Raw genomic sequence first — 12,208 nt, 5'->3', positions numbered from 1 at the left:
GGGCTCGAGAGCCCACCCTACGGGCGAAAAAAAACGGGACGGCATCGCCGTCCCGTTTTGCTTACGCCTGACGTGGAATCAGTCAGCCTGCTTGCGCAGGAACGCCGGGATGTCGTAGGTTTCGACGCCGTTGCGCTGCATCGCCTGCACCTGCTCCGATGCCTGCTCGCGGCGCCACACGGCCGGCTGCTTCATGCCGCCCATGGCGTCGCCGCCGGCCGAACCCATGGTCACGCCGTTGCCCATCGACGGAGTGCCGGCAGCCATGATCGGGGCATTGTGGGTGCCCGTGCGCAGCACCGGGGTCTGCACCAGCTGGATGTTCTTCTTGCCCTTGCCAAGGCCGGTGGCCACCACGGTCACGCGCAGGTCGTCGCCCATGCTGTCGTCGTAGGCGATACCTTGTGCGATCGCGGCGTCCGGGGCGGCAAACGCGCGCACCGCAGCCATGACTTCCTTGATCTCCTTGCCCTTCAGGTTGCGGCTTGCGGTCACGTTGACCAGCACGCCGCGCGCACCCGACAGGTCCACGCCGTCCAGCAGCGGCGAGGCGATCGCCTGCTCGGCCGCGATGCGCGCACGGTCCACGCCGGCTGCGGTCGCGGTGCCCATCATGGCCTTGCCCTGCTCGCTCATGATGGTCTTGACGTCGTTGAAGTCCACGTTGATGTGGCCCGGCACGTTGATGATCTCGGCGATACCGGCAACGGCGTTGTTCAGCACGTCGTCGGCATGCTTCATCCAGTCGAGCATCGACTCGTCTTCGTAGATGTCTTCCAGCTTCTCATTCAGGATGATGATCAGCGAATCGACATACTTGGACAGTTCCTCGAGGCCGGTTTCGGCGATGTCCATGCACTTGCCGCCTTCGTACGAGAACGGCTTGGAAACGACCGCCACGGTCAGCGCGCCCATGTTCTTGGCAACCTCCGCCACCACCGGCGCGGCGCCGGTGCCGGTGCCACCGCCCATGCCGGCGGCGATGAACACCATGTGCGAGCCGCGCAGCGCGTCTTCGATGCGGGTGCGGCTTTGCTCGGCCAGCTGGCGGCCCACGTCCGGACGCATGCCCGCGCCCAGGCCGGAATCGCCGATCTGGATGATGTTGTGGGCGGTGGACGCCGCCAGTGCCTGCGCGTCCGTGTTTGCGGCGATGAACTCGACACCGGACACACCCTTGTTGATCATGTGCTGAACCGCGTTACCACCAGCGCCGCCGACACCAACGACCTTGATGATGGTCCCGAGGGCTGCGTTATCCACCATATCGAACTCCATGTTTTGCTCCTGATATCAAATGCCGTTTCCAAGCGCCAGGTCTCATAAGCCTCTATCAGGCCTGGAGATTGAAAACTGCGGTTTTATTTTAAAAAACTGTTTATTCCGTATTACCTAATTCTTGAACCCGCCTGCCGTTAAAAATTCCCCAAGACCCACTCCTTCACCCGCTGCCACACCGCATTGATCGAGCCATCCTGACGAGTCACGATATGCCCGCGCAAATACTGCTTCTTCGCTTCCAGCAGCAGGCCGAGCACAGTCGCATAGCGCGGACTGCGCACGACATCAGCCAGCTGGCCGCGATAGTCCGGCGTTCCAAGGCGCGCCGGCTTCAGGAAAATGTCTTCTGCCATTTCGATCATGCCCGGCATGATCGAGCTGCCGCCGGTGAGCACGATGCCCGACGAGAGCACGCCTTCGTAGCCCGAGTCGCGCACCACCTGGTGCACCATCGCGAACAGTTCTTCAACGCGCGGCTCGATCACGGCCGCCAGTGCCTGGCGCGACAGCGAACGCGGGCCGCGGTCGCCGATGCCCGGCACTTCGAGCGTTTCGCCCGGATCGGCCAGCACCTGCTTGGCCACGCCGTAGCGGATCTTGATTTCTTCCGCCTCGCCGGTCGGGGTGCGCAGCGCCATGGCGATGTCGCTGGTGATCTGGTCGCCCGCGATCGGGATCACGGCGGTGTGGCGGATGGCGCCGTCGGAGAACACGGCGATGTCGGTGGTGCCGCCGCCAATGTCGATCAGCACCACGCCCAGTTCCTTCTCGTCGTGGGTGAGCACCGCGTCGGCCGAGGCCATCGGCTGCAGGATCAGGTCCGACACTTCCAGGCCGCAGCGGCGCACGCACTTGACGATGTTCTGCACCGCCGAGACCGCGCCGGTCACGATGTGCACGCGCACTTCCAGGCGAATGCCGCTCATGCCGATCGGCTCGCGCACGTCTTCCTGGTTATCGACGATGAACTCCTGCGGCACGGTGTGCAGCAGCTGCTGGTCGGTCGGGATGTTGACCGCCTTGGCCGTTTCGATCACGCGCGCCACGTCGGTCGCGGTGACTTCCTTGTCCTTGATCGCCACCATGCCGCTCGAGTTGAACGAGCGGATATGACTGCCGGCGATGCCCGCATAGACGTTGCGGATCTTGCAGTCGGCCATGAGCTCCGCTTCTTCGAGCGCGCGCTGGATCGATTCGACCGTCGCCTCGATGTTCACGACAACGCCCTTCTTCAACCCTTTGGACTCGTGCTGCCCCAGTCCGATGACCTCGTGGCGCCCATCGGGCATCACTTCGGCCACCACCGCCACCACCTTCGAGGTGCCGATGTCGAGGCCGACGATCAGGTTTTTCGCGTCTTTTGTCATTTTCGCCTGCTGTTTTTAAATATGCTTGGTTGTCTTGCTTGAATTGGTCTTCTTTGCCGGCTTCACCGGCTTGGTCGCGTCACTTGGCACCATCAGCGCGCTCGATGCCAGCGCCAGCCCGTTCGGGTAGCGCATGTCGATGCTGTCGATGCGTCCTTCCTGCAGCCGCGCGACGAGCTGCGGATAGATCCCCACCAGCCGCTGCACCCGGTTCTTCAGGGTGGTGCGGTCCTGCTCGCGGCCCAGTGCCACGCTCATGCCGTTGTCCAGCTTGACCGTCCACGCGTAGCGGCTCGACAGGCTGAGCGCCTCGGGCGCCAGCTTGATCGGTGCGAACCAGCCGCGCAGCTCGGCAAAGCGCGCCAGCACTTCCTTTTCGCTGCCGGGCGGCCCGTCGAACGCGGGCAGCGGCAGCGTGCGGTCCTCGTCGGCCTCGGCCAGGTTGGCGGTGAACACGTCGCCCTTCACCGACAGCAGCCGGCCGTCCTCGCCCCAGGTGCCCAGCGCCTCGTGCTCTTCCACGTCCACGATCAGTTCGTTCGGCCACTCGCGGCGCACGGTCGCGCGGCGCACCCAGGGCACCGCCTCGAATACGTTGCGTACCTGGTCCAGGTTGGCGGTGAAGAAGTTCCCCTTGAGCTTCCCCACGACGCCGTTGCGGACCGTCAGTTCGTTCACGTGCTTCAGGCCGATGCCGTACATGCTCTCCACGCGCACCGTGCGCAGCGTGAACATCGGCCGCTGCGACAGCCACCACACCCCGGATGCGATACAGGCGAGCACCGTCAGGGCCATCAGGCCGCTGGCGGTCGCATTCAGGGTTCGGACGTCGTGCCACATAGCTTCGTGCTTTTCCCTTTACTTGTTCGCGCCGATCTTCAGGCGCGCACCGCGCAAGATCTCGACGCACAGGTCTGCATACTCCAGCCCGATGGCGCGGCCGGACATCGGCACCAGCGAGTGGGTGGTCATGCCCGGCGCGGTGTTCGCCTCGAGCAGGAACGGCTTGTTGTCCGAGGCGCGCAGCAGCACGTCCAGGCGCGCCCAGCCCTCGCAGCCGAGCGCGTTGAACGCGTCCACGGCGATGCGCTGGATCTGGGCGGTGGTGGCCTCGTCGATCTGCGCCGGGCAGTAGTACTTGGTGTCGTCGGTGAAGTACTTGTTCTGGTAGTCGTAGTTCCCCTCGGGCGCGACGATCTCCACGATCGGCAGGGCGCGCGCGGTCTTGCCGCGGCCAAGCACGGTCACGGTCAGCTCGCGGCCGGCGACGAATTCCTCGGCCAGCACTTCCTCGTCGAAGCCGGCGGCCAGGTCGTAGGCGGCCTTCAGCTCCTCGGCCTTGGTGACCTTGGTGATGCCGATGGTCGAACCTTCGTGGGGTGGCTTGACGATCAGCGGCAGGCCGAGTTCGGCCGCGACCTTGGCCAGGTCGGTGTCGGCCTCCAGCACCGCGAAGCGCGGGGTCGGCAGGCCGTGGTGCAGCCAGATCTTCTTGGTGGTGATCTTGTCCATGGCCACGGACGAAGCCATCACGCCGCTGCCGGTGTACGGGATGCCGAGCTGTTCGAGCACGCCCTGCAGGCTGCCGTCCTCGCCGTAGCGGCCGTGCAGCGCGATGAACACGCGGTCGAATTTTTCGGCGGCCAGGTCCGCCAGCGAGCGCTCGGCCGGGTCGAAGCCGTGGGCATCGATGCCGCGGCTTTTCAGCGCCTCGAGCACGCCGTTGCCGGACATGATCGACACGTCGCGTTCGGCCGAACGGCCGCCGAACAGCACGCCGACCTTGCCGAACGACTTGGCGTCAGTGGAAGAAAGTACACTCACGATGAAGCCTTTTGGGTTGTCAGTTGATGGGGGACGCCGCTGATCGAGCCTGCGCCCATGGTGATGACGACGTCGCCGTCACGTGCCGCGTTCAGTATCGCGGCCGGCATGTCGGCAATCGCCTGCACAAAAATCGGTTCCACCTTGCCGGCGGCGCGCAGCGCGCGCGCCAGGGAACGGCCGTCGGCGCCGACGATGGGCGCTTCGCCGGCCGCATACACGTCGGCCAGCAGCAGCACATCGACGCTGGAAAGCACGTGCACGAAATCCTCGAACAGGTCGCGGGTGCGCGTGTAGCGGTGCGGCTGGAAGGCCAGCACCAGCCGGCGGCCCGGGTAGGCGGCGCGGGCAGCGGCCAGCGTGACCCGGGTTTCGACCGGGTGGTGGCCAAAGTCGTCCACCAGCGCAAAGCTGCCGCCGCCGGGCAGCGCAATATCGCCGTAGCGGGTGAAGCGCCGGCCCACGCCGCGGAACTCGGCCAGGCCGCGCGCGGTGGCGGCGTCGTCCAGCCCGATCTCGCGCGCGATCGCGATCGCGGAGCAGGCATTGAGCACGTTGTGCATGCCGGGCTGGTTGAGCACGAATTCGGTATCCGGGTAGCCCTGCTGGCGCACGGTAAAGCGCATCTGCAGGCCGTCCGCGCGGGCGTTCAGGGCGCGCACCTCGGCGTCTTCAGAGAAGCCGTAGGTGGTCACGGGCTTGGTCACCTGCGGCAGGATCGAGCGCACGTGCGGATCGTCGATGCACATCATCGCGCGGCCGTAGAACGGCAGGCGGTGGGTGAAGTTCACGAACGCGGCCTTGAGCTTTTCGAAGTCGTGCTCATAGGTTTCCATGTGGTCGGCGTCGATGTTGGTGATCACCTCGATCATCGGCGACAGGTTCAGGAACGATGCGTCCGATTCGTCGGCCTCGGCCACGATGTATTCGCCCGAGCCGAGCTTGGCGTTGGCGCCGGCGCTGTTCAGGCGCCCGCCGATCACGAAAGTCGGATCGAGCCCGCCTTCGGCCAGCACCGACGCGACCAGGCTGGTGGTGGTGGTCTTGCCGTGGGTGCCGGCGATCGCGATGCCACGCTTTAAGCGCATCAGTTCGCCCAGCATGATCGCGCGCGGCACGACCGGGATCTTGGCGGCGCGAGCGGCCACGACTTCGGGGTTCGATTCGTTGACGGCGGTCGAGGTGACCACCGCATCGGCGCCCAGGATGTTCTCGGCAGCGTGTCCCACGGTCACGCGTGCGCCCAGCTGCGCCAGGCGCTGGCTGGCCGCGTTGCTCGACAGGTCCGAGCCGGACACCTTGTAGCCCAGGTTGAGCAGCACCTCGGCGATGCCGCTCATGCCGCTGCCGCCGATGCCGACGAAGTGAATGTGCTTGATCTTGTGTTTCATCCGCCCTGCCCCGCCAGTTGTTCGAGTACGCCAGCGATTGCCTCGTTGGCGTTGCGCTGACCCACTGCCTGCGCGGCTTCCGCCATGCGCAGGCAATCGTCGCGCGAAGTTTGTTGCAGCAGCTGCGCCAGCCGCGCCGCGTTCAGTTCGGCCTGCGGCAGGTGCACCGATGCCTTCTGCTGTTCCATCCAGGTCGCGTTGTCGCGCTGGTGGCTGGTGGTGCTCACCATCAGCGGCACCAGCACACTGGCCACCCCCGCAGCCGTCAGCTCCGACACCGTGATCGCGCCGGCGCGGCAGATCACCAGGTCGGCATTGGCATATTCGGCCGCCATGTCGTCGATGAAGTCGAGCACGGTCGCCTTCACGCCCGCCTGGGCGTACGCCGCGCGCAGCGCGTCGATGTTCTTCTTGCCCGACTGGTGCGTCACCACGGGGCGCTCGCCTTCCGGGATCATCGCCAGCGCGGCGGGCACGGCGTCGTTGAGCACCTTGGCGCCCAGGCTGCCGCCCACCACCAGCACGTTGAGCGGGCCGGTGCGGTTGGCGAAGCGGCGCGCGGGCGCCGGCATCTCGAGGATCTCCTTGCGCACCGGGTTGCCGGTGACGACCGCCTTGCCGGCGGCGGCGCCGAAATCGGCCGGGAAGCCGAACAGCACCTTTTGCGCCATCGGCGCGAGCGTCTTGTTCGACAACAGCAGCGCGGCGTCGGCGTTGACCAGCGCGAGCGGAATCCCCTTCAGGCGCGCCATCATGCCGCCGGGGACGCAAACGTAGCCGCCCATGCCCAGCACCACGTCCGGCTTGCGGCGGCCCAGGTACTTGAGCACCGCGCCGAAGCTGGCCGCCATCTTGAAGGCGCCGGTGATCGTGTGGCCGATGCCCTTGCCGCGCATACCGGCAAAGTCGATCACGTCCATCTCGATGCCGTGGCGCGGCACGATGTCGCGCTCCATGCCGTGGGCGGTGCCGAGCCAGCTCACTTCCCAGCCGCGCTCGCGCATCGTCTGCGCGATCGCGATGCCGGGGAAGATGTGGCCGCCGGTGCCGGCTGCCATGATCATCAGGCGCTTCATTGGCGGCCTCCCCGCATGCGCACGCGATTTTCGTAGTCGATGCGCAGCAAAATGGCCAGGCCCACGCAGTTGAACAGCACGCCCGAGCCGCCGTAGCTCATCAGCGGGAGGGTCAGGCCCTTGGTCGGCAGCAGGCCCAGGTTCACGCCCATGTTGATGAAGGTCTGCACGCCGATCCAGATGCCGATGCCTTTCGCGGCCAGGCCGGCAAAGGTCTGGTCCAGCGCAATGGCCTGGCGGCCGATGTCGAAGGCGCGCTTGACCAGCCAGTAGAACAGGCCGACGACGACCAGCACGCCGACCAGCCCGAGCTCCTCGCCGATCACGGCCATCAAGAAGTCGGTGTGCGCTTCGGGCAGGTAGTGCAGCTTTTCCACGCTGTTGCCAAGGCCGACGCCGAAGATCTCGCCGCGGCCGAAGGCGATCAGCGAGTGGGTCAGCTGGTATGCCTTGTCCAGCGCGTTCCCTTCCTGCCAGGGGTCGAGGTAGGCGAACATGCGGGCGCGGCGAAACGGCGAGAGCGCGATGATCGAGGTGAACACCAGCACCAGGATCGCGCCGATGCCGCCGAACCAGACCATGTTGAAGCCGCCCAGGAACAGGATGCCCATCGAGATGCAGACGATGACGCCGAACGCGCCCAGGTCGGGCTCGAGCAGGAGCAGCATGCCAACCACGCCCATGGCCACCGCCATCGGCATGAAGCCCTTGGTCAGCTTGTGCATGTACTGCTGCTTGCGCACCGTGAAGTCGGCCGCGTACAGCACGGCGACGATCTTCATGATTTCGGAAGGCTGCAGGTTGAATACCTTGAGCGAGAGCCAGCGGCGCGAGCCGTTGACCGAAACGCCCACGCCCGGCACCAGCACCACCACCAGCAGCAGCAGCGTGGCCACGAACATCAGCGGCGCCATGCGCTGCCAGGTGGCGATCGGGATGCGGAACACCAGCAGGCCGGCCAGCAGCGAAATGCCGATGAACAGGGCCTGGCGGACCAGGAAGTAGCTGGTCTTGTTGCCAAGGTAGGAGAACTTGGGCGAGTCCGGCAGCGCGATCGAGGCCGAATACACCATCACCATCCCGAACAGCATCAGGATGACCGTGACCCAGACCAGCAGCTGATCGTACTCCATCATGCGCGACGGACGGGCGGCGCTCGCAGCCGCCACCGCATCGTTTGAGCCGCCGCCGAAGCTGAAGGGGATCTGGAAGGCCATCAGATGTCCTGCCCCTTCTCCAGCGCGAGCTCGCGCACGGCTTCGACGAACACCTGCGCGCGGTGTGCGTAGTTGGTGAACATGTCCAGGCTCGCGCAGGCCGGCGACAGCAGCACCGCGTCGCCCGGCTTGGCCAGGCCGCTGGCGCGGCGCACTGCTTCGGCCAGGCCCGGCAGGTCGAACATCGGCACGCCGGACGGCTCGATTCCCTCGCGCACGGCCGGCGCATCACGGCCGATCAGCAGCACCGCGCGCACGTAGCGCGAGCACGGCTCGGCCAGCGGCGAGAAGTCCTGGCCCTTGCCGTCGCCGCCGGCGATCAGCACGATCTGATGGTCTTCGCCGGTGAAGGCCTTGCCCAGGCCCTGCAGCGCGGCCACGGTGGCGCCCACGTTGGTGCCCTTGCTGTCGTCGTAGTAATCCACGCCGTCGATCGACGCGACCAGCTCGACGCGGTGCGGTTCGCCCGCGTACTCGCGCAGGCCGTGCAAAAGCGGCGCCAGCGGCAGGCCGACCGAGCGGCACAGCGCCAGCGCGGCCAGCGCGTTGGAGGCGTTGTGCAGGCCGCGAATGCGCAGCGCGTCGGCCGGCATCAGGCGGCTGACGGTGAATTCCACCGGCGGCGCGGGCTCGTTTTTCTTGCGCTTTTTCTCCGGCTCGTCGCTCGATGCGACCGCCGTGGACAACCACAGCACGCCGCGCTCGTTGACCAGGCCAAAGCTGTCGGCCGCATCGGGCTCGTCCAGGCCGAAGGTGACGACCTTCGCGTCCGGCGCGGTCATGCGCATCACGGTCGCGTCGTCGCGGTTGAGCACGCGCACGGTGTGCTGGCCGAAGATGCGCGCCTTGTCCGCCGCATAGGCCGCCATGCTGCCGTGCCAGTCCAGGTGGTCCTGGGTCACGTTGAGCACGGTGGCGGCATCGGCGTCGAGGCTATAGGTGGTGTGCAGCTGGAAGCTCGACAGCTCCAGCACCCAGGCCTGCGGCAGCTCGTCCAGGTTGAGCGCCTCGCGCAGCACGTCCAGCGCGGCCGGGCTGATGTTGCCGGCCACCTTGGTGGTCAGGCCGGCGCGGCGGCACAACAGGCCGGTCAGGCTAGTGACGGTGGTCTTGCCGTTGGTGCCGGTGATGGCGATGACCTTGGGCGCATAGCCGCGCTCTTCTTTCAGCACGGCCAGCGCCTGCGCGAACAGTTCGATCTCGCCCCACACGGGGATGCCGCGTTCGGCCGCTGCCGGCATGATCGCGGCCAGCTCGCGGTTCGGGCCCAGGCCCGGGCTGACGGCGACAAAGTCGATGCCGTCGAGCAGGGATGCTTCCAGCGGGCCGCCGACGAATTCGGCGTCGGCCGCGATCGCGCGCAAGGTGGGCAGGCGATCAGGGGTGGCGCGCGTGTCGGCAACGCGCAGGCGCGCGCCGCAACGGGCCAGCCATTGCGCCATCGCGAGGCCGGATTCCCCGAGCCCCAGCACCAGTGCGAATTTGCCTTGATAGTTCATGTCAGCGCAGTTTCAGGGTCGACAAACCAACCAGTACCAGCATCATGGTCACGATCCAGAAGCGGACCACGACCTTCGTTTCCTTCCAGCCCTTCTGTTCGAAGTGGTGGTGCAGCGGCGCCATCAAAAACACGCGGCGGCCCTGCCCGTAACGCTTCTTTGTGTACTTGAACCAGCCCACCTGGATGATCACCGACAGCGTCTCTGCAACAAAAATGCCGCCCATGATGAACAGGACGATCTCCTGGCGCACGATGACGGCGATGGTGCCGAGCGCGCCGCCCAGCGCCAGTGCGCCGACGTCGCCCATGAACATCTGCGCGGGGTGCGCGTTATACCAGAGGAAGGCCAGGCCGGCGCCCGCCATCGCGCCGCAGAACACCAGCAGCTCGCCGGCGCCCGGAATGTGCGGGATGAACAGGTACTTGGAATAGGTGACGCTACCGGTCAGGTAGGCGAACAGGCCCAGTGCGCCGCCCACCATCACGGTCGGCATGATGGCCAGGCCATCCAGGCCATCGGTGAAGTTGACCGCGTTCGATGCGCCCACGATCACGCAGTAGGTCAGCGCGATGAAGCCCCACACGCCCAGCGGATAGCTGATGGTCTTGAAGAACGGGACGATCAGGTCGGCCTTGGGCGGCAGGTCCATCGAGAAGCCCGACTGCACCCAGGCGAAGAACAGCTCCCACACCTGCCACGGGGTCGCGGCGGACACCGAGAACGCCAGGTACAGCGCTGAAGTGATGCCGATCAGGGACATCCAGAAATACTTCTCGCCCGAGCGCATGCCCTCGGGGTCCTTGTAGACCACCTTGCGGTAGTCGTCCACCCAGCCGACCGCGCCAAAGCCGAGCGTGACGACGAACACCGGCCAGATCAGGCGGTTGGACAGGTCGCACCACAGCAGGGTCGAGATGCCGATCGAAATGAGGATCAGCACGCCGCCCATGGTCGGGGTGCCGTGCTTTTGCAGGTGGGTTTGCGGGCCGTAGGTACGCACCGCCTGGCCGACCTTCATCGCGGTCAGCTTGCGGATCACGGCCGGGCCAAAGCCCAGGCCGAGCGTGATCGCCGTGATGGTGGCGAACACCGCACGGAAGGTGATGTAGTTAAAAACGCGCAGGAAGCTAAAATCCTGCTGAAAGTATTGTGCCAGCCAAAGCAGCATGTCAGTGGGCTTCCTTCCCTGTGTTTTGTGATCCGATGAGGTGCTGGACCACGCGCTCCATCTTCATGAAGCGCGAGCCCTTCACCAGCACAGTCGCGGTTGATTCGCTGCCCAGTTGTGTATCCAGTGCTGCCAATAATTCGTCGAACTGCTCGAAGTGCCGCGCGCCCGAGCCGACCATGTGGCGGGTCAGTTCCCCGGTAACGAGCACATTGTCGATGCCGCGGCTGTTAGCGTAAGCACCGATCTCTTCGTGAAACTGCTGTCCCTGCGTGCCGACTTCGCCCATGTCGCCCAGCACCAGGATGCGTGGCGAAGACGCCTGCGCGAGCACGTCGATCGCAGCGCGCACCGAATCCGGGTTGGCGTTGTAGCTGTCGTCGATCACGGTCGCGCCGTTCGCGGCCTGCTTGCGCTGCAGGCGCCCGCCGACCGGGGCGAAGCTCTCCAGTCCGCGCACAATCGCGTCCTGCTCGACGCCGGCGGCAAACGCGCAGGCGATCGCGGCCAGGGCGTTGCGCACGTTGTGCTCGCCCGCCGCCGCCAGTTTGACCGTGAACTGCGCGTCGATCATGCCGACCGTGAGTTCGCTGCCGAAGCCGGTGGGTTTGTAGGTGGCGTGCACGTCGCACGCATCAAGCAGGCCAAAGGTGACCGTGCGGCGCTCGCCGCGGCTTTGCGCCAGCTCCTGCCACAAGCCGGTGTAGGTATCGTCGCCCGGGAATACGGCCACGCCGTCCTTGGGCAGCGACAGGAACACCGATCCGTTCTCGCGCGCCACCGCTTCCACGGTGTGCATGAACTCCTGGTGTTCACGCTGCGCGTTGTTGACCATGCCAATGGTCGGCGCGGCGATGGCGGCCAGGCGGCCGATTTCGCCCGGGTGGTTCATGCCCATCTCGACCACGGCGGCGCGGTGCATCGCGTCCAGGCGCATGAGCGTGAGCGGCAGGCCGATTTCGTTGTTCAGGTTGCCCTGCGTGGCCAGGCGCTGCTCTTCGCCGAACGCGGCGGCGAGGATCGAGGCGATCATCTCCTTGACCGTGGTCTTGCCGTTGCTGCCGGTGACCCCGATGACCGGGATGTCGAATTGGCTGCGCCACCAGTTGGCGATCTGGCCCAGCGCGGTGAGCGTGTTGGGTACCACGATGGCCGGCAGCGTGAAGCCATCCGGCAGTTTTTCGACGACGACCGCCGCCACGCCCTTGCCTGCCACCTGGGCCAGGAAGTCGTGGCCGTCGAAGTTCTCGCCGCGCAGCGCGACGAACAGCTGCCCGGCCTGCACATTGCGGCTGTCGGTCGACACGCCATCGAACGAGGCGTTCTGCGTCATGCGCGCCCCTGCGAGGGACGGAATCATGAGTGCCAGCGATCCGCGCATA

At 66.2% G+C, this 12,208-nt stretch carries 10 protein-coding genes; all 10 read right to left on the bottom strand.

Going from position 1 to position 12,208, the window contains the following annotated elements; genetic code table 11:
* Nucleotides 1–78 precede the first annotated feature (78 nt).
* On the bottom strand, nt 79–1,278 hold the full coding sequence (gene ftsZ, locus NX774_RS19365) for a cell division protein FtsZ (protein WP_258823916.1): 1,200 nt from the start codon (nt 1,276–1,278) through the stop codon (nt 79–81).
* A 137-nt stretch (nt 1,279–1,415) separates the two neighbouring features.
* The gene (ftsA, locus tag NX774_RS19360; protein ID WP_258823915.1) at nt 1,416–2,648 is read right to left on the bottom strand and encodes a cell division protein FtsA; all 1,233 of its coding nucleotides are present in this window, start codon (nt 2,646–2,648) and stop codon (nt 1,416–1,418) included.
* Nucleotides 2,649–2,663: 15 nt separating this feature from the next.
* Entirely contained in the window at nt 2,664–3,488 is an 825-nt protein-coding gene (locus NX774_RS19355) for a cell division protein FtsQ/DivIB (RefSeq protein WP_258823914.1), read from the bottom strand.
* An 18-nt stretch (nt 3,489–3,506) separates the two neighbouring features.
* Nucleotides 3,507–4,472 carry a D-alanine--D-alanine ligase gene (locus tag NX774_RS19350; protein ID WP_258823913.1) on the bottom strand — a complete coding sequence of 322 codons (966 nt, stop codon included), beginning with the start codon at nt 4,470–4,472 and terminating at the stop codon, nt 3,507–3,509.
* Nucleotides 4,469–5,863 (bottom strand): UDP-N-acetylmuramate--L-alanine ligase, encoded by a 1,395-nt coding sequence (gene murC / locus NX774_RS19345; RefSeq protein ID WP_258823912.1) that lies wholly within the window; start codon nt 5,861–5,863, stop codon nt 4,469–4,471. The genes NX774_RS19350 and murC overlap by 4 nt, the downstream gene beginning before the upstream one ends.
* Nucleotides 5,860–6,939: an undecaprenyldiphospho-muramoylpentapeptide beta-N-acetylglucosaminyltransferase gene (murG, locus tag NX774_RS19340; RefSeq protein WP_258823911.1), complete on the bottom strand. Its 1,080-nt coding sequence runs from the start codon at nt 6,937–6,939 to the stop codon at nt 5,860–5,862. Before murG ends, murC begins: the two co-directional genes overlap by 4 nt.
* A complete protein-coding gene (gene ftsW, locus NX774_RS19335; RefSeq protein WP_258823910.1) occupies nt 6,936–8,156 on the bottom strand; it encodes a putative lipid II flippase FtsW in 1,221 nt (406 codons plus the stop codon). The genes murG and ftsW overlap by 4 nt, the downstream gene beginning before the upstream one ends.
* On the bottom strand, nt 8,156–9,655 hold the full coding sequence (gene murD / locus NX774_RS19330; protein WP_258823909.1) for a UDP-N-acetylmuramoyl-L-alanine--D-glutamate ligase: 1,500 nt from the start codon (nt 9,653–9,655) through the stop codon (nt 8,156–8,158). The genes ftsW and murD overlap by 1 nt, the downstream gene beginning before the upstream one ends.
* A 1-nt stretch (nt 9,656) precedes the next feature.
* Entirely contained in the window at nt 9,657–10,826 is a 1,170-nt protein-coding gene (gene mraY, locus NX774_RS19325; protein WP_258823908.1) for a phospho-N-acetylmuramoyl-pentapeptide-transferase, read from the bottom strand.
* Between the two features lies 1 nt (nt 10,827).
* Nucleotides 10,828–12,207: a UDP-N-acetylmuramoyl-tripeptide--D-alanyl-D-alanine ligase gene (locus NX774_RS19320; RefSeq protein ID WP_258823907.1), complete on the bottom strand. Its 1,380-nt coding sequence runs from the start codon at nt 12,205–12,207 to the stop codon at nt 10,828–10,830.
* Nucleotide 12,208: the final 1 nt, after the last annotated feature.

The sequence above is a fragment of the Massilia agilis genome (assembly GCF_024756255.1).
Lineage (GTDB): Bacteria > Pseudomonadota > Gammaproteobacteria > Burkholderiales > Burkholderiaceae_D > Telluria > Telluria agilis.
Note: the sequence above shows the minus strand (reverse complement) of the source record. Positions and strands in the feature narration are given on the sequence as shown.

Excerpts from the sequence above, each read along its gene's own strand:
- ftsZ (WP_258823916.1), bottom strand. The coding sequence starts at position 1,278 with ATGGAGTTCGATATGGTGGATAACGCAGCCCTCGGGACCATCATCAAG.
- ftsA (WP_258823915.1), bottom strand. The coding sequence starts at position 2,648 with ATGACAAAAGACGCGAAAAACCTGATCGTCGGCCTCGACATCGGCACC.
- NX774_RS19355 (WP_258823914.1), bottom strand. The coding sequence starts at position 3,488 with ATGTGGCACGACGTCCGAACCCTGAATGCGACCGCCAGCGGCCTGATG.
- murC (WP_258823912.1), bottom strand. The coding sequence starts at position 5,863 with ATGAAACACAAGATCAAGCACATTCACTTCGTCGGCATCGGCGGCAGC.
- murG (WP_258823911.1), bottom strand. The coding sequence starts at position 6,939 with ATGAAGCGCCTGATGATCATGGCAGCCGGCACCGGCGGCCACATCTTC.
- ftsW (WP_258823910.1), bottom strand. The coding sequence starts at position 8,156 with ATGGCCTTCCAGATCCCCTTCAGCTTCGGCGGCGGCTCAAACGATGCG.
- murD (WP_258823909.1), bottom strand. The coding sequence starts at position 9,655 with ATGAACTATCAAGGCAAATTCGCACTGGTGCTGGGGCTCGGGGAATCC.
- mraY (WP_258823908.1), bottom strand. The coding sequence starts at position 10,826 with ATGCTGCTTTGGCTGGCACAATACTTTCAGCAGGATTTTAGCTTCCTG.
- NX774_RS19320 (WP_258823907.1), bottom strand. The coding sequence starts at position 12,207 with ATGCGCGGATCGCTGGCACTCATGATTCCGTCCCTCGCAGGGGCGCGC.